Origin of the sequence: Eudoraea algarum (genome assembly GCF_050589645.1) — a bacterium.
Taxonomy (GTDB): Bacteria; Bacteroidota; Bacteroidia; order Flavobacteriales; family Flavobacteriaceae; genus JBNGOQ01.
Genome location: NZ_JBNGOQ010000001.1, coordinates 773,078 through 796,527 on the forward strand (window position 1 = coordinate 773,078; position 23,450 = coordinate 796,527).

Here is a 23,450-nt window from a genome sequence, read left to right on the forward strand (position 1 = left end):
GTTTTTGCTAACACTTTGGCAGGGGGATTATTGGTATTTTTAGAAAAACCAAGGGCCATGATAAAACAATTACACCGTTATCTCCTCATATTGCTTCCGATTATTTGCAGCGCCCAGAACGTCAAAGAACCCATAACCCAATTACTGCACGAGCTGGTGAAAACCGAAGGGGTTGACCAGGCACTTAAAACGTATGAAGCGCTCAAAGCCCAGGAAGCGGACAAGTACGACTTTTCCTTTGCACAGTTGAACAATCTAGGATATCAACTTATCGCAGAGAAAAGGGAAGAAGCGGCCGTTAAGATCTTCCAGGCCAATCTTAAGGCCTTTCCCCATATGATCAACCCCTATTACAGTTATGGGCACGGACTCTTGAAAACAGGGGCCAATGAAGCCGCCATAGCGGCCTATACCACTGGATTAAAAATAACGGATACTTTGCAAAATCTCACCGAGGCCCAACGCAACCATTACAACTCACTGGGAAGCATACAAATAAGGATCGCTTCAAATTTCAATAGATCCACCAGCCCCGATCTCAGCTATGTGGCAAATCACGGTGGGGGACCCGCAGGCAACTGGGATGCCGGGATGTTGCTCGATTTCCAAACGGAGAGGGGAAACCCAACCATCAACTATGAGGCCAACAATTTTTACAATGCCCCGGTTCCGGATTTTATCCTTGACAAATTTGAGCAAGAGCCACGGCCCGATGTAGTTTCGGGCATTGTTAAAGGTGTCTATAGAGACCATGTGTCCAATGGTGACATTGTGAACCTATCTGTGGTATGGGACCAAAACAATTGGGACTCGGCATTTCCTCCTGCTATAAAAAGGGCGGTGTCCTATGAGGGAAGCCCGTATTTTGTGCCCATGAGCTTTCAATGGAACCCCATCTGGTATCGCAAGGATATTTTTGAAAAGGTAGGGGTGCGGCCGCCCAGCACCTGGGACGAGCTTTTGGAGCTGTGCCGTAAACTCCACAAGGCCGGATACCTCCCGTTCACCGTTTCCGGGGACGGCTGGGAACCCCCTGTGGCCAGATGGTTTGCTATCCTCTCCTTACGCCTGTACGGTCCTGATTTCTATGAAGACCTTATGGCCGGAAAGATCAGTTGGTTGGACGAGCGGGTAGGGAATGTTTTTGTTCATTGGAAAACGCTGTTCGACAACCATGCGTTTAGTTCAAAATCAGCAGAGCAGGATTGGCAATTTGCTGTCAAGGACCTGGCAGAAGGCAAAGCCGTCATGTGGAACATAGGGGAGTGGCTTTGGGAATTTGGCCCCATACAGGAACAGAAAGGGAACATAGGCTTTTTTGCTATGCCACCGATTACGCAAAATATTCCGCAGGTGGAGATCCTGCATTTGTACGGGGCCCATGCGCTGTCTACCAAAAACCAGAAACTGGCCCATGAATTTCTTACATACCTTGGAAGCGAGGAGGTGCAGCGATCCAATCACAAAACCTTGCAGTATAGGATACCGGCCCACATCAAGGCGGCTGACCAACTCAGTACTCTGCAAAGGGAACAATATGATTATATCAAAAAGGTAGATCAGTTGGTGCCGCTTTTTGAAATGAATACGCATCCTAAAATAGCCAATGAAGCCCTCCGGGCATTTGTAGATTTTTGGAAGAATCCTGAGCGGATCAAGGAAACCATGGTGCGGATAGAAAGCAAAAGGAAAGAGGTATATCCTTCCAAAAATTAAAGAAGATCAAACCCTTGTCTTGGACATTGCTGTAAAAAAAACGCTCCCCGAAGGAAGCGCTTTAAAGGCAATTTTGATTTTCAACAAATAAACGAAGGTTTTTTATAAATTCATTTCAGGGAGATTTACATCAGGCCAACAAGGGCCAGTAGGCTGCCAACAACAACAAGTGCTAGCACAATGTCCAATGCAACAACTACGATAGATAGTACGGCATCGAGAATTCCGGTATTAAATGATAGCTCTTTCATAACATCTGCATTTGGGTTCAACTTCAATATTTCGCTCCCATTAAGTTAGCAAGACATATTGTACATCAGCTAAAAAATGTTGTGAAAAGGCCAAAAATTGTGGTTTAATCGTATTTTTTATGCAGTTCATCGATAAAACAGCGAAAAAGAGGTGCCGCCCATACCAAATGGAGGGTCATCTTGTCCAGAAAAATATAGCAAAAGAAGTGTAGGTATTTTAGGAAATTAAAATACGGGTAGTTGCGTCTTGGGAGAAGAAGGGGAACCCATGCGGTCTAAAAGAATCCCAAGGCTGCTAAAATGAGGCTAACCACAACGGCGACAAGGATAGCGACCAGAACCACAATCATAATGCTGAGGAATCCGTTCAGCACCCGAGTGCCAAAATCAATTTCTTCCATAATCGTATAGTTTTCTATCTTACAAGGTAAGCATAAATGCCGAATAGTTTTCAGACAGGTCCCATAATTCGACTAAATGACTGGTTAATAAGATGTTGTCTCGATATACGGTTTGTTTTGTCGATAAACGGTGTGCTGGCCCACTATGAGGGGGGGTTGTCCCCACTCAGCTTTTTGCTGAGCTGCTCCAAAGAGATCCCTTTGGTCTCCGGCATAAGGAATATGACAAATAATAACTGAAGTACCATCATAAAGGCAAAGAAGGCGAAGACTGGTCCGGGACCGATCTTTGTAAAAAGTATGGGCACTAGAGACGGTATGATGGCAGCCAGTACCCAATGCGTGGAACTCCCAAAAGCTTGCCCCGAACTCCTTAAATGATTAGGAAATATTTCGGAAATAAAGACCCAGATAATGGCCCCTTGCCCTATGGCATGAGACGCAATAAACAAAAACAGGAACATGGGGACCACCATGCCGGTCCAACCCAGGAAGAAGGCCGCGGCCACCAAGGAGAGCGAAACAATATACCCTACAGACCCAAAGTACATTAACTGCTTTCTCCCCAAACGATCAATTAGGAAAATACCCAACAAGGTAAAGAGTAGATTGGTAACTCCTATTCCGATGCTGCTTAACAGTGCTGTACTTGCTCCCAATCCTGCTTCCTCAAAAATCCTTGGGGCGTAATATAAGAAGGCGTTGATTCCGGAAAGCTGATTGAAAAATGCCACCAAAAAGGCTAGAATCAAGGGGAATCTATACTTTTTTATAAAGATGGTTTCCGATGAGCTATTGCCGTTTTGCTCCCTATCCATATCGGCTTTAAGTTCTTCCACCGAGATATCAGGACTGATGGATGCTAAAATTTTCCTGGCTTCTTCCGTTCTATTTTGCGTTAAAAGCCATCTGGGACTTTTGGGAACCGTAAGCACAAATAAGGTGTAGATAATTGCGGGGAAGGCCTCTACCCCCACCATCCATCTCCAATCATTTTCACCGAGACCACTGAGGAGATAGTTGGATAAAAAGGCGACCATGATGCCAAAAACAAGCATAAACTGATAAAATCCTACGAGTCGTCCCCTATTCTTGGCAGGGGCAACCTCGGAAATATAGGCAGGGGCAGCTATGGTGGAAGCACCAACACCCAGACCTCCGATAAATCGAAACACGGCAAAAGTAATAGGGTCATTGGCAAAAGCGGAGCCGATCGCCGATACCGAATACAAGGCACCGATCCATATCAGGGTTTTTTTACGTCCCAATGTATTGGTAGGTATGCCTCCGAAAATGGCCCCGACCACGGTTCCCCATAAAGCCATACCCATAACCACGGCACCGTGAAATCCGTCCGAGGAACTCCATAAGAGTTGTAGTTTTTTGTCCGCGCCGCTTATTACTACGGTATCAAAGCCAAATAAAAAGCCGGCCAAGGCCGCTATAAGGGAAATCTTTACAATTTTGGAATTCATCTGCCTGGTTTTGTCGGTTTTCGTAAAACTAACAAAAAAAGGGCAAGTATTTGGGTTTAGTCCAACTAACGGGCGTTAATCGGTCTAAGGGTATCTTGGGGAGTTGTTTTTTTCTTCTTTTTCGTTGCTCTTTCCAGATTTGGCGCATCCATGCTGGGAGGAGCCACTTTTGGTTCAGCCTTGGGAACTTCTTTAGGGGACTCGGCAGGAACACTCATTTCCTTGGTATTTGAATTTTGCCGTTCTTCCCTTTTTCCCTGACAAGAAAATAAGGTAAGGCCTAGCAGCAGCATTAAAAATGGAAGAAATTTCATGTTGGATTGGGATAAACTTATAGTAATGTACGGATATGCCCTATGATTTGGACGCTTGCCCCCCTGTTTTCCGCTACATAGGATCGATTGATTTCCCCGGTCTTTTTCAGAAATTCGGGATGTGCTATGAATTGGGTCATAAGGCGACTAAATTTCCCTAGGTCCCTAATCACATGAATGCCCTTTTTCGCCACCAGATCTTCCGCTTCCCTGAACCCTTGATACTGTGGACCAATGACTACCGGAATTCCAAAAACCGCAGGTTCCAAGGTATTGTGCAGTCCCGTGGCAAAGGCACCGCCCACATAGGCAAGGTCCGCATAACTATAAACCTTGGTGAGTAGGCCAATGGTGTCCAAAACAAGCACCTCAAAATTGGCAAGGTCGTACCGGTCCATCTCGCTGTAGAGCAGCGTCTTTTTGTCAAGGGCCATGGTCAAACGTTTAATATGGTCCGGTTTAATGTCGTGGGGTGCCAAAACGTACTTAAAATCCTGTTCGGAAGCATTGATATATGCGGTGAGTATGGCTTCGTCCTCGGGCCACGTACTTCCGGCGACCATACAAAAATGGGCGCCTTTAAAACGCTCCATAAAGTCTAGGGAATTTGTGCGGTCCAGGATTTCGGATACACGATCAAAACGGGTATCCCCGCTCACGGCAACCTTGTCCAGATCTATAGCTTTCAACAACTGTTGGGAATTCTTGTCCTGAACAAAAATATGGGAAAAGCGCCTTAAGGCATTCCGCATAAAACCACCGTACCATTTAAAATAGGGTTGCTCTTTTTTGAAAATGGCGGAGACCAAAAGGGTAGGGACCTCTTGTTGCTCCAACACCTTAAGGTAATTGGGCCAGATCTCGTATTTTACAAAAAGGGCCAATTTTGGCTTTACCAGCCCAATGAACTTTCTCGCATTCTTTTTGGTATCCAAGGGCAAGTAGGTGGTCAAGTTGGCCACTGGGGTGTTTTTTTTGACCTCAAACCCGGATGGGGAAAAAAAGGTGACCAGTATTTTATGGGAGGGATAAGTCTCACCTAACCGTTCTATCAGGGGAAGCCCTTGCTCAAATTCGCCCAGGGAGGCCGTGTGTACCCAAAGGACGTCATCGGTATCGGAAAAGTGTGCTTCAAGCACCGAAAAGGTATCCTTTCTCCCATCCACAAACAGCCGTATTTTAGGACTGAGAAAAGCAACAAGCTTAAGGAAAAGGGAGGCAATGGCAATAGCTGTATTGTATATGGCAAACACCTTGGCGTAGTTTATCGCTAAAATAAGCTTCTTTCCAAGAATTCCATTGGCTACGGTTCCTTATTTTTGTAATATTGTCCGTGATAATATATACAGATGAAGAAAATTCAAATGGTAGACCTTAACGGTCAATACCAATCCATTAAAGAACAAGTAAATTCATCTATTTCCCGTATTCTAGATTCAGCAGCCTTTATCAATGGCCCGGAGGTACATGCATTCCAACAGGAACTGGAATCTTATTTGGGCGTAAAGCATGTTATTCCCTGTGCCAACGGTACCGATGCATTGCAGATAACGATGATGGGTTTGGGCCTACAGCCCGGAGATGAGGTTATTACTGCTGATTTTACCTTTGCCGCTACAGTAGAGGTCATAGCCCTGCTGCAGCTTACACCGGTTTTGGTAGATGTGGAATTGGATACTTTCAACATTGACCCTGCCGCCATTGAAAAAGCCATTACCCCAAAGACAAAAGCTATAGTTCCGGTTCACCTTTTTGGACAATGTGCCAATATGGATGCCATATTGGCACTGGCAGAAAAGCACGGATTATACGTAATAGAGGACAATGCCCAGGCCATAGGCGCAAAATATAGCTCGGCCGATGGCCATAAGTATGTGGCTGGAGCCATGGGACATGTATCGGCCACCTCCTTTTTTCCTTCCAAAAACCTTGGGTGCTACGGGGACGGGGGTGCTATTTTCACGAACGATGACGCTTTGGCGCATACCATTCGGGGCATCGTAAACCACGGCATGTACGAGCGTTACCATCATGATGTGGTGGGTGTAAACTCAAGACTGGACTCGCTGCAGGCGGCAGTGCTACGCGCCAAGTTGCCAAAGCTGGATGCCTACAACGAACAACGAAGAAAGGCGGCCATGAAATATACCCAGGCCTTGGAGGGCTTAACGAACCTGGCAGTTCCCAAAATGGGAAACGCATGTTCCAGTATCTGCGACGACTGTGATTGCCACGTTTTTCATCAGTACACGCTGCGCATCCTCAATGGGAATCGGGATGGTTTGGTAAAGCACCTGAACAGCAAGGGGATACCTTGCGGGGTGTATTATCCCATACCGCTGCACAGGCAAAAGGCCTATCTGGACAGTCGATATAACGAAGCAGATTTTCCGGTAACCAATCAACTGGTGGAGGAGGTAATTTCCCTCCCCATGCATACGGAACTGGACGATGAGCAGATTACTTTTATTACGGATGCGGTGAAGGAATTTATTGCCGATGCATAAAATCATATCGCTTTTATGTTTTTGGGACGGTTATAAGGGCTTGATCGTGGGCGAAGCCTACACTTTGGCCGGGGCCTTCTTTTATCGTTCTGGACAGAAAAAAGGCCGTTGGGCAGTTGAACAGAGGGCTTCAATATTCACCGGAAAACGAGAATATAAATCGCAAGTTGGAACTTATTAAAAACGCATATTAATGAAAATACTGGTAACCGGGGGCTTGGGCTTTATAGGGTCCCATACCGTAGTGGAACTGCAAAACGAAGGTTTTGAGGTAGTGGTGATAGATGACCTGTCCAATGCCGATGAAAAGGTGCTCCAAGGCATTGAGAGCATTACTGGGAAAAGCCCCATATTCGAAAAATTGGACCTTAGGGAGAAATCCAAGGTTACGGATTTTTTCCAAAGGCATCAGGATATCGAAGGTGCTATTCATTTTGCGGCCTCCAAGGCGGTTGGGGAAAGTGTGGAGAAACCGTTGCTCTACTATGAAAACAACCTGGGGACCCTTGTTTATCTGCTTCAGGAACTATCCAAAAAGGAAGCGGCCAGTTTTATTTTTAGTTCTTCCTGTACGGTTTACGGACAGGCCGATAAAATGCCCATTACCGAGGATGCCCCAGTGAAACACGCTGAATCGCCCTATGGGAATACCAAGCAGATCGGTGAGGAAATTATTCGTGACAGTTGCAGGGTACTGCCCCATCTGCAGGCCATTTCCTTGCGCTATTTCAACCCAATTGGCGCACACCCGAGTGGTAAAATAGGGGAACTGCCCATTGGAATTCCACAGAACTTGGTCCCTTTTATTACCCAGACTGCGGCCGGCATACGGGAACAACTTTCCGTTTTTGGAGGGGATTATCCTACTGCTGACGGCACCTGCATCCGGGACTATATCCACGTGGTGGATTTGGCCAAGGCCCATGTGGTGGCACTGCAGCGTTTGCTGGAAAGAAAGAACAAAGAGAATTATGAGGTCTTTAACGTGGGCACCGGGCAGGGCAGTTCCGTGTTGGAGGTCATTGCCAGTTTTGAACGGGTATCCGGCACCAAGCTGAATTACAAGATCGTAGACCGGAGGGCCGGAGATGTGGTTTCTGCGTATGCCGATACGACAAAGGCCAATAAAGTGTTGGGATGGAAGGCGGAATCGTCCTTGGACCAAGCCATGAAATCTGCTTGGGATTGGGAACAAAATATTAGAAATTGATCGACTAAAAATCAAGATATGAAAAAAATAATGTTTGTGCTGAGCTTGCTTGTCGTGTATATGGTAAACGCTCAAGATACTTACCTGCACTGTGGTAATGTGCTTGACGTTGCTTCCGGGAAAATGATGTCCGAGAAGACCATAGTGGTTTCCGGGAATCGAATAAAAAGTATTGAAAATGGCTATACCACAGGTTCGGAAACGGACAAGGTCATCGACCTAAAGAACAGGACGGTACTGCCAGGTCTTATAGATTTGCATGTGCACATAGAAAGTGAATCCAGCCCAAAATCATACATGGACCGGTTCACGAAAAACGAGGCGGATATCGCCTTCCAATCCACGGTCTATGCCAAGCGAACCTTGCTGGCGGGTTTCACCACGGTAAGGGATCTTGGCGGAACCGGTGTCAACATCGCCCTGCGAAAGGCCATAACCAACGGCTCGGTCCTAGGGCCCCGCATATTTACGGCCGGAAAGTCCATCGCCACCACAGGAGGCCATGCCGATCCCACCAATGGGATGAAGAAAAGTCTTATGGGAGATCCCGGCCCCAGGGAGGGTGTGGTGAACTCTCCAGAAGATGGCAAGAAAGCGGTGCGACAACGATATAAGGACGGGTCCGATGTCATCAAGATAACGGCCACGGGAGGCGTGCTAAGCGTAGCAAAAAGTGGAAAAAACCCGCAATTTACCGTTGAGGAAATTAAGGCCATTACCGATACGGCAAAGGATTATGGCATGTTGACTGCGGCCCACGCCCATGGAGATGAGGGGATGCAGCGCGCGGTAAAGGGAGGCATAAAGACCATTGAGCACGGGAGCTATATGAGCGAGGCCACCATGGATTTGATGAAACAATACGATAGCTATCTCGTACCTACCATTACTGCCGGGAAACAGGTTACGGAAAAGGCCGAGGTGCCGGGATATTTTCCCGAGGTAGTTGCCCAAAAAGCCAGGGAAATAGGCCCTTTGATACAAGATACCTTTGGCAGGGCCTATAAAAGAGGGGTGCCCATAGCTTTCGGTACCGATGCCGGGGTGTTTCCGCATGGACTCAATGCCAAGGAATTCGGTTATATGGTGGAAGCAGGAATGCCGGCCGTGGAGGCCTTGGCCTCTGCTACTATAACCAATGCAAACTTGTTGGGTATGGGAGACGCTTTAGGGCAGCTAAAAGCAGGCTTTCTTGCCGATATTGTGGCGGTTGCAGATAATCCGGAGCAGAACATAGCCACTATGGAACTGGTGCTGTTTGTAATGAAAGATGGTATAATTTATAAAAACGAATAAACCATTTTAGGGGGTGGTCACGTAGATAAGATATGAAGGTGAATTTCCCCAATAGCCAGGAACTTTTAGAAACCGCCCATGCCCAAGACTTATACGAACGCTTGGTAGAGCAATTGTTGAAGGATTTTAACTTGGCCAATGTTCCCATCGATTTTTCCCTGGACGTAGAGATTGCCGATCTAAAAGCCACCCTGCACGAAAAGGTGTATTATCTTATCCTGGAACGCTTTATGGACTACCTGAACCTGCTGTACGTGGTAGATGTCCCCGAACATGCTTTTAAGGAAATCAGTGCTGTGGATGTGGTCGAGGTAGCAGAGCAGGTCTCTTTTTTGATCCTTAAACGGGAGTGGCAGAAAGTATGGTTCAAATCCAAGTACGCGTCCTAAAAATAGACACGTACAAAGGGTGCCCAGGGATCGGCGTACAAACTGGTTTCCGTATCGTAAAGCACATCGTATCTTACTCCCACGGTTACGTTTCGTGAGCCAAAACCTATGCCCATGTACAATGCAGGCAACCAATAGTTGTCTTCCACCACATTGGATCCGTTGAACACCTCCAACTCCCGGTTTACCCTCAACTGTTCAAATTCTGCCGACAGCTGTACGGCTGGAATAGGGTTGAACAGGGTGAGCACACTTCCACCGTAGGCCAATAGCTTGGATTCCCGAAACTTGGAATAATTTATAGTGAGTCCTGCTCCTGTGGCAAAGTAGTCGTTAAACTCGTAGAGTGCGCTGGGCGATAAGGCTCCGCTGAAACTGCCATTTCCAAATCCCAGGCCAATACCTCCACCGAAACGCACCTTGTTCCAGAAATTGTCAGGACCACTGTTTTGAGAGAAACACGAGGGGGTCAAAAATAGAAAAAGACAGAGCAAAAAGAGCAATGGGGCCGGGAAATAATCGGTTTTTCTCATTAGCGTTAATTTTTTCAATAAACCCGTCTAATATAAGACAGTAAATGTTAAATGTTGTATTTTTGATAATATTTTGTTCATAAGACCCAGCATATTTCCATGGATAAGTATTCCTTTTTAAATACGGCGCATACCTCTTTTTTTGAAGCGCTTTACGATAAGTATTTAACCAATCCCGATAGCGTTGAACCGAGTTGGCGCGCTTTTTTTCAGGGATTCGATTTTGGACAGGAAAGCGCTTTGGACGATGTGGACCTTTCTGCCCAAAACGGGACCATGACTATAGCCAATGGCGATAAGGTGGCCATCCCGACCTCACTGCAGAAGGAATTTCAGGTCGTTAAACTTATTGATAGCTATAGGAGCCGGGGCCATTTGTTTACCAAAACCAATCCGGTCAGGGACCGTAGAAAGTACACACCCACTTTGGACATTGAGAATTTTGGCCTTTCCGAGGACGACCTGGGTACTATGTTCAACGCGGGGGAAATTATCGGCATAGGCGTAAGCTCTTTGAGCAATATCATATCCCATTTAAAGCGGATCTATTGTGATGCCATTGGTGTGGAGTATATGTACATACGAAACCCCGAGCGTTTGGAGTGGATCCAAAATTGGCTCAACATCAACGACAACCATCCCAATTTTGACGCGGACAGAAAAAAACATATTCTGAAAAAGCTCAACCAGGCCGTAGCTTTTGAAGGCTTTTTGCATACCAAGTACGTGGGCCAAAAACGCTTTTCACTAGAGGGTAACGAATCTTTGATCCCAGCGCTTGATGCCGTGGTGGAAAGGGCAGCTGAATTGGGCGTTGAACAGTTTGTCATGGGAATGGCACACCGAGGCAGGCTTAATGTGCTTACCAATATTTTTGGAAAATCGGCCAAGGACATCTTTAGCGAATTTGATGGGAAAGACTATGAACAGGAAGTCTTTGATGGCGATGTAAAGTATCATTTAGGCTGGACCTCCGATCGAAAATCGGATAATGGAAATAAGATAAAAATGAACATTGCGCCCAACCCGTCCCATTTGGAAACCGTGGGAGCCGTTGTGGAAGGTATTACCAGAGCCAAACAGGACGCACATTATCCGGACGACTTTTCCAAGGTTTTGCCCATAGTGGTGCATGGCGATGCGGCCATCGCGGGTCAGGGCATTGTCTATGAGGTGGTGCAAATGGCCACATTGGATGGGTACAGGACCAACGGTACCATTCATATCGTGGTAAACAACCAAATAGGGTTTACCACCAATTATCTGGATGCGCGATCCTCTACCTATTGTACCGATGTGGGTAAAGTAACCCTTAGCCCGGTATTACATGTTAATGCCGATGATGCCGAAGCCGTGGTGCACGCTTCCCTCTTCGCCTTGGAATATCGCATGCGCTTCAATAGGGATGTGTTCATAGACCTTTTGGGGTATCGAAAATATGGCCATAATGAGGGAGATGAGCCCCGTTTTACACAGCCAAAGCTCTACAAGGCCATTGCCAAGCATAAAAACCCAAGGGATATTTATGCCGATCGCTTACTAGGGGAAGGTGTTATCCAGGAGGGGTTTGTAAAGGAATTGGAGATGGAATATAAAGCTTCCCTGGAAGAAGAACTCGAGGATTCCCGAAAGGAGGACAAGACCATAATCACCCCTTTTATGGCCGACGAATGGAGCGGTTTTACCTCGGTACGGGAGTGGGAGATGATGGACCCTGTGGATACTACTTATGACAAAAAGAAATTGACACGGATTGCCAAGGTCATTACCGAGTTACCAGCCGATAAAAAGTTTTTGAGAAAGGTGGAAAGGTTGGTCAATGACCGCAAGAAAATGTTTTTTGAAACGGACCGTTTGGATTGGGCCATGGGCGAACTTTTGGCCTATGGGTCGTTGCTTGAGGAAGGGTATGGCGTGCGTATGTCCGGGCAGGATGTGGAGCGCGGCACCTTCTCGCACAGGCATGCGGTCATGAAGGTAGAGGAAAGCGAGGAAGAGGTACTCTTGCTCAATGCATTGTCCGAGAAACAAGGGCAGTTCCAAATATACAATTCGCTCCTGTCCGAGTATGGGGTAGTGGGCTTCGATTACGGCTATGCCATGGCAAGCCCCAATACATTGACCATTTGGGAGGCCCAGTTTGGCGATTTCAGCAACGGTGCCCAAATTATGTTGGATCAGTACATTTCAGCAGCGGAGGACAAATGGAAACTACAAAATGGCCTGGTAATGCTCTTGCCCCACGGCTATGAAGGTCAGGGTGCGGAACATTCGTCCGCTCGGATGGAGCGTTATCTGCAATTGTGCGCCAGAGACAATATGTACATCGCCGATTGCAGTACCCCTGCACAAATGTTCCACGTTTTCAGGAGACAGATGAAGGCGAACTTTAGAAAGCCCCTGATCATTTTCACACCAAAGAGTTTGTTGCGCCATCCAAGGGCGGTTTCTTCCGTGGATGAACTGGCCACGGGAAGCTTTCAGGAAGTTATTGATGATAGCAGCGCGCTGGTCAAAAATATTAAGAGCCTGGTCTTTTGTACCGGTAAGTTCTACTATGATCTGTTGGCCGCTAAGGAAGAGCAGCAAAGGGATGACGTTGCCTTGGTGCGGGTAGAACAACTGTTTCCCCTGCCTGCCGATCAAATGAAGGCGATTATCAAGAAATACAAGAATGCCGACGATGTGGTCTGGGCCCAGGAGGAACCCAGAAATATGGGTGCTTGGAGCCATATGCTCATGCATTTTGACCAGGCCCATATATTCCGCGTGGCTTCCAGAAGGTTTTATGCATCACCGTCGGCGGGGAGTTCCGTACGTTCCAAAAAAAGGCATCAACAGGTCATTGACTACGTCTTTGATAAGACCAAGGACAATACCACAAGAAGAAAAACACGAAATAATAAATCAAATTAATACAGCATGATTTTAGAAATGAAAGTTCCCTCCCCTGGGGAATCCATTACCGAAGTGGAAATTGCAGAATGGTTGGTGAGCGATGGGGATTATGTGGAAAAGGATCAGGCAATCGCTGAGGTCGACTCGGATAAGGCCACCTTGGAGCTGCCGGCGGAAGAAAGTGGTACCATCACCTTAAAGGCGGAGGAAGGCGATGCGGTCGCCGTAGGGGACGTTGTGTGTCTTATTGATACCAGTGCCAAAAAACCCGAAGGTGGGGCACCGGCAAAGACCGTTGAAAAAGCTGCTCCCAAAGAGGAGCAAAAAGAGGCGGCCAAGGCCCAGGTACCGGAGAAGGTGGCGTCGTATGCCACAGGAAGCCCTTCTCCTGCAGCTAAAAAAATATTGGATGAAAAAGATATCGCACCGACTTCGGTAAATGGCACGGGAAGGGACGGACGTATTACCAAGGAAGATGCCATAAATGCAGTGCCCTCCATGGGCACGCCCACCGGAGGAAGTAGGGGAGAAACCCGCACCAAGCTGTCCATGTTACGCCGTAAGGTCGCCGAACGCCTTGTGGCCGCCAAAAATGAGACCGCCATGCTTACCACTTTTAACGAAGTGGACATGTCTCCCATCTTTGAACTTCGAAAGCAATACAAGGAGACCTTTAAGGAAAAACATGGGGTAGGCTTGGGCTTTATGTCCTTTTTCACCAAAGCGGTGGTTCGGGCTTTGGAGATGTATCCAGCCGTGAATTCCATGATCGATGGCAAGGAAATGCTAAGTTATGATTTCTGTGATATCAGTATAGCGGTTTCCGGTCCAAAAGGCCTGATGGTCCCCGTAATTCGGAATGCGGAGAACCTCACCTTTAGAGGCATAGAAGCCGAGGTAAAACGCCTAGCGATCCGCGCCCGAGAGGGGGAGATTACGGTAGACGAAATGACCGGGGGCACCTTTACTATAACCAATGGTGGGGTCTTTGGTTCGATGTTGTCCACGCCCATCATTAATCCGCCCCAAAGTGCTATTCTCGGGATGCACAATATTGTGGAAAGGCCTATCGCCAAGGAGGGGGCAGTTGTTATTGCACCGATCATGTACGTAGCCCTTTCCTATGATCATAGAATTATTGATGGTAAGGAATCCGTAGGCTTTTTGGTGGCGGTAAAGGAAGCTTTGGAAAATCCCACAGAACTGTTGATGGATAATGCGGTCAAAAAGGCCTTGGAGCTTTAATGCATACCTTCTTGTCCAATAAAAGCGGAGGCATTTACCCGTGTCTTTAGGCGATTGGGAGCTGCCCTGAACCGGGCGTTGATAACCGTTTTTGAGGGAACCGCAAGGGAATCATTTTTTTCGTTTCAAATACAAGCAACTTTTGTTGTAGTCTATTATGGCGCTCGACTGCTTCAGGATGTCGGCGCCAATAATGCCATCAACCGGGAGGGCCTTATGTGCGGTAAGCGCCTCGTTCACATGGACCAGATCAAATAAAACAATCTTCAATTTCTTCTTTTTCCAATCCCCAATGGCGATTTTGTTTTTCGTCGAAATCTGGGTTTCCATATTGGTGGCTCCCGCACCTGCGGCCTTTATTTCGGAATCCTTGGAGACGAGTTTAAAGAATTCGATTTTATCCAGACCCACACAGGTATTGGAGGCACCGGTGTCCAAAATGAAACGGCCGGTAACCCCATTTAGTTTTGCTATAATCTCAAAATGGTTGGTGGCCGTAAGGGAAAGCGGGACCCTAAGGTAGTTTTTACGGTCTAAAAATTTTTTGAGGCTGGACATCTAATTTTTTCCCAAAGATAAGGCTATTTTTGTTGCATGTTACTTACGGATACGCATACCCATTTATACAGTGAAGCCTTTGATGCCGACAGGGATCAGGTAATCAAATCGGCCTTGGAGCAAGGCATAGAACGTTTCTTTATTCCTGCCATTGACTCTACCTATACCGATGCCATGTTGGCGTTGGAGGCGGCCTACCCGGATCATATGTTTTTAATGATGGGCCTTCATCCCACCCATGTGCGGGAGAACTATCAAGAGGAATTGGAGCATGTAGCTCATATGCTGGAAAGGCATAAATTCTATGCTGTTGGCGAAATTGGGATAGATCTGTACTGGGACAAGACCTTTCTGACCCAGCAACAGGACGCGTTCAAACGGCAAATCCGATGGGCTAAAAAATTTGGCCTGCCGATCGTCATCCATTGCAGGGAGGCCTTTGATCCAATTTTTGAAGTATTGGAGGAAGAGAAGGATGAAGATCTGTACGGTATCTTCCACTGTTTTACGGGTACTGAGGAACAAGCCAGGAAAGCCATATCCTATAATATGAAATTGGGCATTGGAGGTGTGGTCACCTTTAAAAATGGGAAAATAGATCAGTTTTTGGAAAGGATAGCCCTGACCCACATTGTTTTGGAAACGGATTCGCCATACCTGGCACCGGTGCCCTATCGCGGAAAGCGAAACGAAAGCACTTATTTAAAGCATGTTTTGAAAAAACTTGTACAGATATACGGGAAGGACATGAAAGAAATAGCGGCCATTACAACAAAAAACTCCAAAGACGTTTTTGGTATTTAAATTGCATTGATGGAAAAAAAGACGAATATCCTGCTCATCTACACGGGCGGAACCATTGGGATGGTAAAGGACTACCAGTCCGGTGCCCTTAAGGCTTTTAACTTTGAGAAGCTCATGGAAAATATTCCGGAGCTCAACCAATTGGATTGTAGTGTTACCAGCGTTTCCTTTGAAGCACCCATAGACTCTTCCAACATGGACACCTCCCATTGGGTATCCATGGCCACGCTTATTGAGAGGCATTATAACGAGTACCATGGATTTGTGGTGCTCCATGGGAGCGATACCATGAGTTATACTGGGTCTGCACTCAGCTATATGTTGGAGCACTTGTCCAAACCTGTTATTTTCACCGGTTCCCAACTACCTATTGGAGACTTGCGTACCGATGCCAAGGAGAACCTGATCACCTCCATACAACTGGCGGCATTGCGGGAAAACAATGAAGCGGTCATTCAAGAGGTATGTCTTTATTTTGAGTACAAGCTGTACAGGGCCAATAGGACCACCAAGATAAATGCGGAGCATTTTGAGGCCTTTGCATCCCTAAACTACCCATCACTGGTAACATCAGGGGTCCACTTAAATGTGAACCATGCATTTCTGTTCAGGAAGAAAAAGAGTGAAAAACTGAAGGTACATAAAAGGATGGACAACAATGTGGCTATCCTAAAGCTTTTCCCTGGCCTTAACCAAGCGGTATTGCAAAGTGTTTTGAACACTCCAAGCCTCAAGGCCCTGGTACTGGAAACTTATGGGGCTGGAAATGCCCCGACCGAGGATTGGCTCATCAATGACCTAAAAGAAGCCATTGCCCAAGGGCTGCATATTGTGAATGTAACCCAGTGCTCTGGAGGGAGCGTACTTATGGGGCAATATGAAACCAGCCAACAGCTACAGAAATTGCAAGTCATTAATGGTAAGGACATTACCACGGAAGCCGCCATCACCAAGTTGATGTTCCTTTTGGGAAGTGATGTTTCGCACCAAAGGTTCAAAACCATATTCGAAACCTCCTTGCGCGGTGAAATGGGATAAAATAAAGCAGGCGAAATTTTATTAACTAATATTTTTTTTGTTATTTGGCCCACCCTACCTAAGGGATTTACAGAGAGGTGGCCGAGTGGTCGAAGGCGCACGCCTGGAAAGTGTGTATACACCAAAAGTGTATCGAGGGTTCGAATCCCTTCCTCTCTGCTTCGAAGTTTTAATTTTTTAATTACAATTTTTTTTTATCTTTAACCCTATTAACTAACTAAATTTAAGTTTGAACGAAATGAAAAAGTTATTCTCAATCCTGGCAATGGCTGGGCTATTTGTCCTAAGCACAAATACGGTAAGCGCAAAAGCAATAGTTTCAAATCTATCTGCGACAGTAGCCACTACAGCAGTTATGCTTCAAGATGGAGCTGCAGAAGAGGCACAAAAAGGATTCACTCAGGTTCTAAAAGAACAATTTATCCAAGGAGGAGCCGGATTCATGGGTATCGTTCTTTTATGTTTGATACTTGGTCTCGCAGTTGCCATTGAAAGGATTATATTCTTAAACCTGGCAAGTACCAACACCGGTAAACTTAAGCAACAAGTTGAAGATGCATTGTCATCCGGAGGCGTTGAAGCGGCCAAAGAGGTTTGTAGAAATACCAAGGGCCCCGTTGCCTCAATATTCTATCAAGGACTTGATAGGGCCGGAGAGAGCGTGGAATCTGCCGAAAAAGCCGTCGTGGCCTACGGAGGGGTTCAAATGGGACAATTGGAGAAAAACGTTTCTTGGTTATCCCTGTTCATTGCCATTGCTCCCATGTTAGGGTTCATGGGAACGGTAATCGGTATGATTCAGGCCTTCCAGAAGATTGCAGCCGTGGGTAACTTAAGTGCCTCACTTATTGCAGGTGATATTCAGGTGGCCCTGTTAACAACGGTATTTGGTCTTATTACAGCGATCATACTTCAAATCTTCTATAACTACATCATTGCAAAAATTGATAGTATTGTAAATGATATGGAAGATTCTTCGATCACCTTGATCGATATGTTGGTAGATCACAAAAAATAAGTCGTACCTAATAGAGAAACATCATGCATAAAATATTAAAAATCGTATTGGTTGTCTTGGGCTTACTGGGATTTATCCTATGGACCCAACTTCCTGAAAAGGATGCTCCGGTATCGGAGGCAATTGAAAGTTCTTCAATGAACTTTATGTTCATTATTACTTACTTGCTGCTGGCCATAGCCGTAGCCGCAAGTTTGATATTTGCGCTTAAAAACTTGTTTTCCAGCCCAAGCAGCCTTAAGAAGACCCTATTTGTGATTGCAGGCTTTCTATTGGTGGTCGCTATCTCTTATGGCCTATCTAGTGGAACGGATATCGATATCGCCCAAATGGCTGATCGCGGCATAGAAACTTCTGAAAGCACGGTCAAGAAAATTGGTATGGGACTAAATGTGTTTTTCATTTTGACCATTATTGCTATTGGCGCAATGGTATTGCCCGGAGTAAAGAAGTTGTTCAGTAAATAATTAAATACAAAAAATTATGCCTAGAAGAAAAGGAGCACCGGAAGTAAATGCTGGTTCTATGGCGGACATAGCGTTCTTGTTGCTTATCTTTTTCCTAGTGACTACCACTATCGAAACGGATGCAGGACTAGATCGTATGTTGCCTCCCATGGAGCCGCCAGATGAAGACGTAGTGATCAAACAGAAAAATATTTTTACTGTTAATATCAATAAGAATGGGCAACTATTGGCCGAAGAAGAGCTTACGGACCTTAAGGACCTAAGGACAAAGGCCATCGCTTTCTTGGATAATGGAGGTGCTGCCTCTGGCACCCCGGACTATTGTAGTTTCTGTAAGGGGAAAAGGAATCCGGAATCATCGGACAATCCATCAAAAGCCATCATTTCATTAAAGAACGATCGCGAGACGCCGTACGGAACCTATATTACCGTACAGAACGAATTGGTAGGTGCCTATAACGATTTGCGTAATAGGGAGGCCCAACGTTTATTCAGACGGGATTTTACCGAAATGGAAGCGGCTTTCCTAAACCCCGAAACACCTCAGAGTGTTAGGGACGAACTCAAGGAGAAGGTACAGCAAATAAAGGACCTGTTCCCACAGAAGTTGTCCGAAGCGGAAACATCCACAAATTAGCGATACCCTTAAAATTTAAAGACTATGTCAAAATTTAATAAGAAAAAAGATGGAGACCTTCCCGCAGTGTCAACGGCATCCTTGCCCGATATTGTGTTTATGCTTTTGTTCTTCTTTATGACGGTTACCGTAATGAAGGATAGCACGCTAAAAGTGGAGAATACCCTGCCCAATGCCAGCGAGGTTAAAAAGCTCGAAAAAAAGGACAGGATTATTTATCTCTATGTAGGGAAACCCACTAGAGAGTACCAGAAGGTTTTCGGTACGGAATCCAAAATTCAGTTGAACGATAAGTTTGCTGATGTTTCCGATGTGGGATCTTATATTTTGCAGGAACGTGCCAAAAAGGCACAGGAACTTCAGAACGTTCTTACTACCGCACTTAAGGTAGACAAGAACGCCAATATGGGAATCATTTCGGATATAAAGCAGGAACTACGCAAGGTGAATGCGCTAAAGGTGAACTACACCACCTACGAAGGTGATGCATTTAGAAATTTGCAGTAGGCGGGAAAGTTTTGCCGCTTAAAATATAAACGCTTCAAATGCTTGTTTGAAGCGTTTTTTTATAACTTCCCACCATCTATGTATTTATCTATGCTTGGACAACGCATGTTTTTGGTACTGTTAGTTGGTTCAATACTTTGCTCAAACGCCCAGGAGAACGAGCAGACTGGCCTAGTGGACACTTCGTATCTGGAGGATCAGTTCTACATTGGACTAACCTATAATTTCCTGTCCAACAAACCCGACAATGTTTCTGAACGTAACCTGTCCTATGGACTGCAACTTGGGTTTATTAAGGACATGCCCATAAATACACGACGCAATATTGCCCTGGGACTGGGACTGGGCTATGCAGTAAACTCATACTACACCAATTTATTGGCAACGGAATCGGGAGATGGTTTTGTGTATACCATACTTGAAAGCGGTGCCGATTTTAATCGGAACAAGGTAGAGACCCATTTGGTTGAAATGCCCCTGGAGTTTCGCTGGCGGACCTCTACACCCTTGGATTATAAGTTCTGGCGCGTGTATACAGGCGTAAAACTGGCTTATGTAGTTGGCGGAAGGTCCAAATTTGTATCCGAGCTACAAAACACTTCCTTCTTTAATACAGATCTTAGAAAGTTCCATTATGGTCTCACCTTAAACTTCGGTTACAATACCTTCAATGTACATGCGTACTACGCGTTGAACAAGCTGTTTGAGGATGACGTGCAAATTACCGACGGAACCGCGATTGAAGTACGCCCCTTGCGTATCGGCATCATTTTCTACATTCTTTAAAGCTACCCTTTCCGGGTTTGGAAAGCAATGCAGTTCCGCTGCATGGCACGAATCTTGATAATTAATATTTAGTTAAAGGACACGCTCCAAGCCCGTATTAGCAAGTTGGTTGTGGGCCAGCCAACACGAATCTCCGCCCCCTATCCGTTCAGCATTCAAGGATTGTATAACATAAAATGAGTAAAATGGCTAAAAGATTATCACCTGGGGTACACGCCGGTTCCATGGCGGACATTGCCTTTTTATTATTAATCTTTTTTCTGGTAACCACCAGCATAGAAACGGATGCGGGCCTGGACCGCATGTTACCACGAATGGAAACGCCTCCTCCCTTGATTATCAACGAGCGAAATATATTGCGTATTTCCATAAATGATTCCGATGAGTTGCTCGTTGAGGAAGAGCGGGTTGATATGGGGGAGCTTAGAGATATTGCCATCGCCTTTTTGGATAATGGCGGCGCACCTCCCGGGAACAAGGGCCATTGTAACTATTGTGAGGGGTTAAGAAAGCAAGAATCGTCGGACAATCCGCTCGAGGCCGTTGTGTTGGTTACCACTGTGCGGGCCACATCGTACGGAGGTTATATTACGGTTCAAAATGAACTGGTCGCTGCTTATAACCATCTTAGGAATAGGGAGGCACAACGTAGGTTTGGAGAGGACTTTACGGAGATGCAGGCCGTATACCTAAATCCGGAAACCCCAGAATACATCAGGGCTTCGTTAAGAGAAAAAATAAGGGAGATTCAGGGATTGTTTCCGCTGAACCTTTCAGAAGCTGAAATCAAATAAAACATGGCACTATGATAAGATTCAAACGGGAAAAGGAAACGGATGTGCCGGAAATTTCCACCGCATCCCTGCCCGACATTGTATTTATGCTCCTCTTTTTTTTCATGACCGTAACAGTGATGAAAAGCGAGAAATTAAAGGTAAACTATGTTTTGCCCAACGCCAGTGAGGTGAAGAAACTGGAGAAACCTGATCGGGTGATTTATATCCATATTGGAAAACCGACCCTTGAATATGCCACAATTTTGGGAAGCGGGCCCAGGATACAAATTAATGATAAGTTTGTGGATCTTTCCGATGTGGGTCCCTATGTTCTGGGTCAGATCGCCGACAAACCAGAGGCTATACGTCCCTTCATGACCATTGCGCTCAAGGTAGATAAACATGCTGGAATGGGCATTATTTTGGATGTGAGGCAGGAGCTTAGAAAAATAAATGCTCTTAAGATCAACTATACGACCTATGAGGGTGACGCCTATGCGAATTTGGAATAAACAAGAAAATGGGTTTGTTCGGATGGCTGTTAAAGCCAAAATTTTATGGTAAGCAATTGGGAAAGCGAACCTAGCAAAAAACCAATAATTACTTCTGCCTTGTTATGGGCCTTTAGGTACAGTCTTGAGGAGGCGATCAAACCGGCAATCAGGGTGAGGCAGCTAATGGCCAAGGTGATGTTGATCTCAAAGTGAATACTGAGGGAAATCAGGAAGACCAACAAACTCCCGATGCCCATCATGTGCATGCTGCTCTTGAATTGTAGAAAGAGCAGTAACAAAGATGCCCCAGAGGCGGCGATCAATCCGAGAAAAAAGTAATAGAGTTCGGCCGTGTAATTGTTGGGGATTACTTTTAGGAGCACCATAAAAAGGAGGGCAATACTTATGTAAAGAGGGTATTTGCGTTCCTCAATGCTGGGAATAAATACAGATTTTACGATGCCCAGGTTCCTTAGAATTAGAAAGCTGATAATGGGGATAATGATGGTTAGGATAAAGATGGGCAGGATATTCCCACTTTGAAGTTCCAGCGGACTGTATTTTGGAGTAACCAGGAAATAGATAATGGTACCTGCAAAGGGAACGAACAAGGGGTGAAAAAGATAGGAGATTACTTTTAGAAAGAGCCTCATCATATCTGTTTTCTGAGCCTAGCTACCGGAATGCCCAATTGTTCACGGTATTTGGCCACCGTTCTTCTGGCTATGGGATATCCTTTTTCTTTTAGGATTGCCGCCAGTTTATCGTCGGTAAGCGGTTTTTTCTTTATTTCTTCCCCGATGACCGTTTCCAAAATTTTCTTGATCTCACGTGTGGAAACGTCCTCTCCTTGCTCATTTTTCATGGATTCGGAGAAATATTCCTTGATCAATTTGGTGCCGTAGGGTGTATCCACATATTTGCTATTGGCCACTCGGGAGACGGTAGAAACATCCATGTCAATGGTATCTGCAATGTCCTTGAGTATCATGGGACGTAATTTGCGTTCGTCCCCACTGAGGAAATATTCTTTTTGATATTGCATAATGGCGTTCATGGTGATAAAGAGCGTCTGTTGGCGTTGCCGTATGGCATCTATAAACCATTTGGCGGCGTCTAACTTCTGTTTGATGAACAAGACCGTATCCTTTTGGGATTTCGTCCTGTCCTTGGCGTTTTTATAACCCTCCAGCATATTACTGTATTCGCGGGAGACATGCAGTTCTGGGGCGTTACGGCCATTAAGCGCGAGTTCCAATTCCCCTTCCACTATGCGGATGGAGAAATCGGGGACCACATGTTCGATCATCCGGGTATTTCCCGAATACGACCCTCCAGGCTTTGGATTCAATTTTTCGATTTCGGATATGGCCTCTTTCAGTTCATCTTCCGTAATCCCGTGTTTTTGGATCAGCTTTTTATAGTGTTTTTTGGTAAACTGTTCAAAGGACTTTTCCAAAATGGCTATGGCCAATTCAATAGGTGGGGAAACCTCTTTGCGCTTGAGCTGTATAATCAGGCATTCTTCCAGAGATCGTGCAGCTACCCCGGGGGGGTCCAGTTCCTGAACAATTTTCAGCACGCTTTCTATAGTGGCTTCCTCCGTATAAATATTTTGGGTAAAGGCCAGATCATCCATAATGTCGGTCAGTGGCCTTCTGATATACCCACTTTCATCTACACTGCCCACCAAAAATTCGGCAATGGCCCATTCCTGTTCATTGAGATAAACCGTATTCAATTGGTTCAGAAGATATTGGTTAAAGGAAGTCCCGGCGGCATACGGGATGCTTTTTTCATCATCATCCGCGCTGTAATTACTGGTTTGTGTACGGTAATCCGGTACCTCATCATCACTTAAATAGTCATCAATGTTGATGTCTTCCGTGTTAATGTCCTCTGAATCTGTCCTTTCGTCATAGGTTTCCTCAAAGTCGTCTTCGGCCAGCTCGCTTTCCTCTTTTCCACTTTCCAATGCAGGATTCTCTTCCAGCTCTTGTTTCAAACGCTGCTCAAAGGCCTGTGTAGGCAACTGTATCAGCTTCATCAGCTGTATCTGCTGTGGCGATAGTTTTTGAGATAACTTAAACTGTAAGTGCTGTTTGAGCATGGGGTCTAATCTTACCTATA

General features: G+C 45.8%; 25 protein-coding genes and 1 tRNA gene. 17 read left to right on the top strand and 9 right to left on the bottom strand.

The genetic code is table 11. The features are described from left to right. Positions 1–57 precede the first annotated feature (57 nt). A complete protein-coding gene (locus ACRD67_RS03625) occupies positions 58–1,716 on the top strand; it encodes an extracellular solute-binding protein (RefSeq protein ID WP_430965674.1) in 1,659 nt (552 codons plus the stop codon). Between the two features lie 125 nt (positions 1,717–1,841). Here ACRD67_RS03625 and ACRD67_RS03630 read toward each other — a convergent pair whose 3' ends face one another. From ACRD67_RS03630 to ACRD67_RS03650, 5 genes are all read right to left on the bottom strand, one after another. Next, positions 1,842–1,967, bottom strand: a complete 126-nt coding sequence (locus tag ACRD67_RS03630; RefSeq protein ID WP_430965675.1) for a hypothetical protein — start codon at positions 1,965–1,967, stop codon at positions 1,842–1,844. Between the two features lie 275 nt (positions 1,968–2,242). Next, a complete protein-coding gene (locus ACRD67_RS03635; RefSeq protein ID WP_430965676.1) occupies positions 2,243–2,368 on the bottom strand; it encodes a hypothetical protein in 126 nt (41 codons plus the stop codon). Positions 2,369–2,511: 143 nt separating this feature from the next. After that, positions 2,512–3,843 (bottom strand): sugar porter family MFS transporter, encoded by a 1,332-nt coding sequence (locus ACRD67_RS03640; RefSeq protein ID WP_430965677.1) that lies wholly within the window; start codon positions 3,841–3,843, stop codon positions 2,512–2,514. Positions 3,844–3,908: 65 nt separating this feature from the next. Next, positions 3,909–4,157 carry a hypothetical protein gene (locus ACRD67_RS03645; RefSeq protein WP_430965678.1) on the bottom strand — a complete coding sequence of 83 codons (249 nt, stop codon included), beginning with the start codon at positions 4,155–4,157 and terminating at the stop codon, positions 3,909–3,911. 17 nt (positions 4,158–4,174) lie between these two features. Further along, positions 4,175–5,410 (bottom strand): 3-deoxy-D-manno-octulosonic acid transferase, encoded by a 1,236-nt coding sequence (locus tag ACRD67_RS03650; protein ID WP_430965679.1) that lies wholly within the window; start codon positions 5,408–5,410, stop codon positions 4,175–4,177. Between the two features lie 96 nt (positions 5,411–5,506). On the opposite strand from ACRD67_RS03650, the gene ACRD67_RS03655 reads away from it, so the two are divergent. The 4 genes from ACRD67_RS03655 to ACRD67_RS03670 all read left to right on the top strand — a co-directional run bounded on the left by ACRD67_RS03655 (position 5,507) and on the right by ACRD67_RS03670 (position 9,559). Next, positions 5,507–6,664 carry a DegT/DnrJ/EryC1/StrS family aminotransferase gene (locus ACRD67_RS03655; RefSeq protein WP_430965680.1) on the top strand — a complete coding sequence of 386 codons (1,158 nt, stop codon included), beginning with the start codon at positions 5,507–5,509 and terminating at the stop codon, positions 6,662–6,664. A 193-nt stretch (positions 6,665–6,857) separates the two neighbouring features. Then, the gene (galE, locus tag ACRD67_RS03660) at positions 6,858–7,874 is read left to right on the top strand and encodes a UDP-glucose 4-epimerase GalE (protein WP_430965681.1); all 1,017 of its coding nucleotides are present in this window, start codon (positions 6,858–6,860) and stop codon (positions 7,872–7,874) included. Between the two features lie 18 nt (positions 7,875–7,892). Beyond that, entirely contained in the window at positions 7,893–9,170 is a 1,278-nt protein-coding gene (locus tag ACRD67_RS03665; protein ID WP_430965682.1) for a metal-dependent hydrolase family protein, read from the top strand. Positions 9,171–9,202: 32 nt separating this feature from the next. After that, positions 9,203–9,559 carry a hypothetical protein gene (locus ACRD67_RS03670; RefSeq protein WP_430965683.1) on the top strand — a complete coding sequence of 119 codons (357 nt, stop codon included), beginning with the start codon at positions 9,203–9,205 and terminating at the stop codon, positions 9,557–9,559. Here ACRD67_RS03670 and ACRD67_RS03675 read toward each other — a convergent pair. Next, positions 9,556–10,092: an alpha-ketoglutarate decarboxylase gene (locus tag ACRD67_RS03675; RefSeq protein ID WP_430965684.1), complete on the bottom strand. Its 537-nt coding sequence runs from the start codon at positions 10,090–10,092 to the stop codon at positions 9,556–9,558. The genes ACRD67_RS03670 and ACRD67_RS03675 overlap by 4 nt on opposite strands. A gap of 99 nt (positions 10,093–10,191) precedes the next feature. On the opposite strand from ACRD67_RS03675, the gene ACRD67_RS03680 reads away from it, so the two are divergent. Both ACRD67_RS03680 and odhB read left to right on the top strand, forming a co-directional pair. Further along, positions 10,192–13,008 (top strand): 2-oxoglutarate dehydrogenase E1 component, encoded by a 2,817-nt coding sequence (locus ACRD67_RS03680; protein WP_430965685.1) that lies wholly within the window; start codon positions 10,192–10,194, stop codon positions 13,006–13,008. 6 nt (positions 13,009–13,014) lie between these two features. Continuing rightward, the gene (gene odhB, locus ACRD67_RS03685; protein ID WP_430965686.1) at positions 13,015–14,235 is read left to right on the top strand and encodes a 2-oxoglutarate dehydrogenase complex dihydrolipoyllysine-residue succinyltransferase; all 1,221 of its coding nucleotides are present in this window, start codon (positions 13,015–13,017) and stop codon (positions 14,233–14,235) included. A gap of 111 nt (positions 14,236–14,346) precedes the next feature. Here odhB and ACRD67_RS03690 read toward each other — a convergent pair whose 3' ends face one another. Next, complete coding sequence (locus tag ACRD67_RS03690) at positions 14,347–14,793, bottom strand: retropepsin-like aspartic protease family protein (RefSeq protein ID WP_430965687.1); 447 nt, start codon at positions 14,791–14,793, stop codon at positions 14,347–14,349. A gap of 36 nt (positions 14,794–14,829) precedes the next feature. Here ACRD67_RS03690 and ACRD67_RS03695 point away from each other — a divergent pair, with 36 nt between their 5' ends. From ACRD67_RS03695 to ACRD67_RS03740, 10 genes are all read left to right on the top strand, one after another. Further along, positions 14,830–15,597, top strand: a complete 768-nt coding sequence (locus ACRD67_RS03695) for a TatD family hydrolase (protein ID WP_430965688.1) — start codon at positions 14,830–14,832, stop codon at positions 15,595–15,597. A 9-nt stretch (positions 15,598–15,606) separates the two neighbouring features. Next, on the top strand, positions 15,607–16,635 hold the full coding sequence (locus tag ACRD67_RS03700; RefSeq protein WP_430965689.1) for an asparaginase: 1,029 nt from the start codon (positions 15,607–15,609) through the stop codon (positions 16,633–16,635). Between the two features lie 71 nt (positions 16,636–16,706). Next, positions 16,707–16,794: transfer RNA gene (locus tag ACRD67_RS03705), tRNA-Ser, on the top strand. Between the two features lie 79 nt (positions 16,795–16,873). Then, positions 16,874–17,653 carry a MotA/TolQ/ExbB proton channel family protein gene (locus ACRD67_RS03710; protein ID WP_430965690.1) on the top strand — a complete coding sequence of 260 codons (780 nt, stop codon included), beginning with the start codon at positions 16,874–16,876 and terminating at the stop codon, positions 17,651–17,653. 23 nt (positions 17,654–17,676) lie between these two features. Further along, on the top strand, positions 17,677–18,120 hold the full coding sequence (locus tag ACRD67_RS03715) for a hypothetical protein (protein WP_430965691.1): 444 nt from the start codon (positions 17,677–17,679) through the stop codon (positions 18,118–18,120). 16 nt (positions 18,121–18,136) lie between these two features. After that, on the top strand, positions 18,137–18,757 hold the full coding sequence (locus ACRD67_RS03720) for an ExbD/TolR family protein (RefSeq protein ID WP_430965692.1): 621 nt from the start codon (positions 18,137–18,139) through the stop codon (positions 18,755–18,757). Between the two features lie 24 nt (positions 18,758–18,781). Beyond that, positions 18,782–19,264 (top strand): ExbD/TolR family protein, encoded by a 483-nt coding sequence (locus ACRD67_RS03725; protein ID WP_430965693.1) that lies wholly within the window; start codon positions 18,782–18,784, stop codon positions 19,262–19,264. A 78-nt stretch (positions 19,265–19,342) separates the two neighbouring features. After that, positions 19,343–20,050, top strand: a complete 708-nt coding sequence (locus tag ACRD67_RS03730; RefSeq protein WP_430965694.1) for a porin family protein — start codon at positions 19,343–19,345, stop codon at positions 20,048–20,050. A 185-nt stretch (positions 20,051–20,235) separates the two neighbouring features. Further along, on the top strand, positions 20,236–20,844 hold the full coding sequence (locus ACRD67_RS03735) for an ExbD/TolR family protein (RefSeq protein WP_430965695.1): 609 nt from the start codon (positions 20,236–20,238) through the stop codon (positions 20,842–20,844). Positions 20,845–20,855: 11 nt separating this feature from the next. Next, entirely contained in the window at positions 20,856–21,338 is a 483-nt protein-coding gene (locus tag ACRD67_RS03740; RefSeq protein ID WP_430965696.1) for an ExbD/TolR family protein, read from the top strand. Positions 21,339–21,367: 29 nt separating this feature from the next. Here ACRD67_RS03740 and ACRD67_RS03745 read toward each other — a convergent pair whose 3' ends face one another. Both ACRD67_RS03745 and rpoN read right to left on the bottom strand, forming a co-directional pair. Further along, complete coding sequence (locus ACRD67_RS03745; RefSeq protein ID WP_430965697.1) at positions 21,368–21,976, bottom strand: hypothetical protein; 609 nt, start codon at positions 21,974–21,976, stop codon at positions 21,368–21,370. After that, complete coding sequence (gene rpoN, locus ACRD67_RS03750) at positions 21,973–23,430, bottom strand: RNA polymerase factor sigma-54 (protein ID WP_430965698.1); 1,458 nt, start codon at positions 23,428–23,430, stop codon at positions 21,973–21,975. Before rpoN ends, ACRD67_RS03745 begins: the two co-directional genes overlap by 4 nt. Positions 23,431–23,450: the final 20 nt, after the last annotated feature.

Bases quoted from the DNA above. Each gene is read 5' to 3' on its own strand.
- ACRD67_RS03665 (WP_430965682.1), top strand. From the start codon at position 7,893: ATGAAAAAAATAATGTTTGTGCTGAGCTTGCTTGTCGTGTATATGGTA.
- galE (WP_430965681.1), top strand. From the start codon at position 6,858: ATGAAAATACTGGTAACCGGGGGCTTGGGCTTTATAGGGTCCCATACC.
- ACRD67_RS03630 (WP_430965675.1), bottom strand. From the start codon at position 1,967: ATGAAAGAGCTATCATTTAATACCGGAATTCTCGATGCCGTACTATCT.
- ACRD67_RS03725 (WP_430965693.1), top strand. From the start codon at position 18,782: ATGTCAAAATTTAATAAGAAAAAAGATGGAGACCTTCCCGCAGTGTCA.
- ACRD67_RS03625 (WP_430965674.1), top strand. From the start codon at position 58: ATGATAAAACAATTACACCGTTATCTCCTCATATTGCTTCCGATTATT.
- ACRD67_RS03670 (WP_430965683.1), top strand. From the start codon at position 9,203: ATGAAGGTGAATTTCCCCAATAGCCAGGAACTTTTAGAAACCGCCCAT.
- ACRD67_RS03740 (WP_430965696.1), top strand. From the start codon at position 20,856: ATGATAAGATTCAAACGGGAAAAGGAAACGGATGTGCCGGAAATTTCC.
- odhB (WP_430965686.1), top strand. From the start codon at position 13,015: ATGATTTTAGAAATGAAAGTTCCCTCCCCTGGGGAATCCATTACCGAA.
- ACRD67_RS03745 (WP_430965697.1), bottom strand. From the start codon at position 21,976: ATGATGAGGCTCTTTCTAAAAGTAATCTCCTATCTTTTTCACCCCTTG.
- rpoN (WP_430965698.1), bottom strand. From the start codon at position 23,430: ATGCTCAAACAGCACTTACAGTTTAAGTTATCTCAAAAACTATCGCCA.
- ACRD67_RS03655 (WP_430965680.1), top strand. From the start codon at position 5,507: ATGAAGAAAATTCAAATGGTAGACCTTAACGGTCAATACCAATCCATT.
- ACRD67_RS03710 (WP_430965690.1), top strand. From the start codon at position 16,874: ATGAAAAAGTTATTCTCAATCCTGGCAATGGCTGGGCTATTTGTCCTA.
- ACRD67_RS03735 (WP_430965695.1), top strand. From the start codon at position 20,236: ATGGCTAAAAGATTATCACCTGGGGTACACGCCGGTTCCATGGCGGAC.
- ACRD67_RS03715 (WP_430965691.1), top strand. From the start codon at position 17,677: ATGCATAAAATATTAAAAATCGTATTGGTTGTCTTGGGCTTACTGGGA.
- ACRD67_RS03700 (WP_430965689.1), top strand. From the start codon at position 15,607: ATGGAAAAAAAGACGAATATCCTGCTCATCTACACGGGCGGAACCATT.
- ACRD67_RS03640 (WP_430965677.1), bottom strand. From the start codon at position 3,843: ATGAATTCCAAAATTGTAAAGATTTCCCTTATAGCGGCCTTGGCCGGC.
- ACRD67_RS03730 (WP_430965694.1), top strand. From the start codon at position 19,343: ATGTATTTATCTATGCTTGGACAACGCATGTTTTTGGTACTGTTAGTT.
- ACRD67_RS03690 (WP_430965687.1), bottom strand. From the start codon at position 14,793: ATGTCCAGCCTCAAAAAATTTTTAGACCGTAAAAACTACCTTAGGGTC.
- ACRD67_RS03675 (WP_430965684.1), bottom strand. From the start codon at position 10,092: ATGAGAAAAACCGATTATTTCCCGGCCCCATTGCTCTTTTTGCTCTGT.
- ACRD67_RS03695 (WP_430965688.1), top strand. From the start codon at position 14,830: ATGTTACTTACGGATACGCATACCCATTTATACAGTGAAGCCTTTGAT.
- ACRD67_RS03645 (WP_430965678.1), bottom strand. From the start codon at position 4,157: ATGAAATTTCTTCCATTTTTAATGCTGCTGCTAGGCCTTACCTTATTT.
- ACRD67_RS03635 (WP_430965676.1), bottom strand. From the start codon at position 2,368: ATGGAAGAAATTGATTTTGGCACTCGGGTGCTGAACGGATTCCTCAGC.
- ACRD67_RS03680 (WP_430965685.1), top strand. From the start codon at position 10,192: ATGGATAAGTATTCCTTTTTAAATACGGCGCATACCTCTTTTTTTGAA.
- ACRD67_RS03720 (WP_430965692.1), top strand. From the start codon at position 18,137: ATGCCTAGAAGAAAAGGAGCACCGGAAGTAAATGCTGGTTCTATGGCG.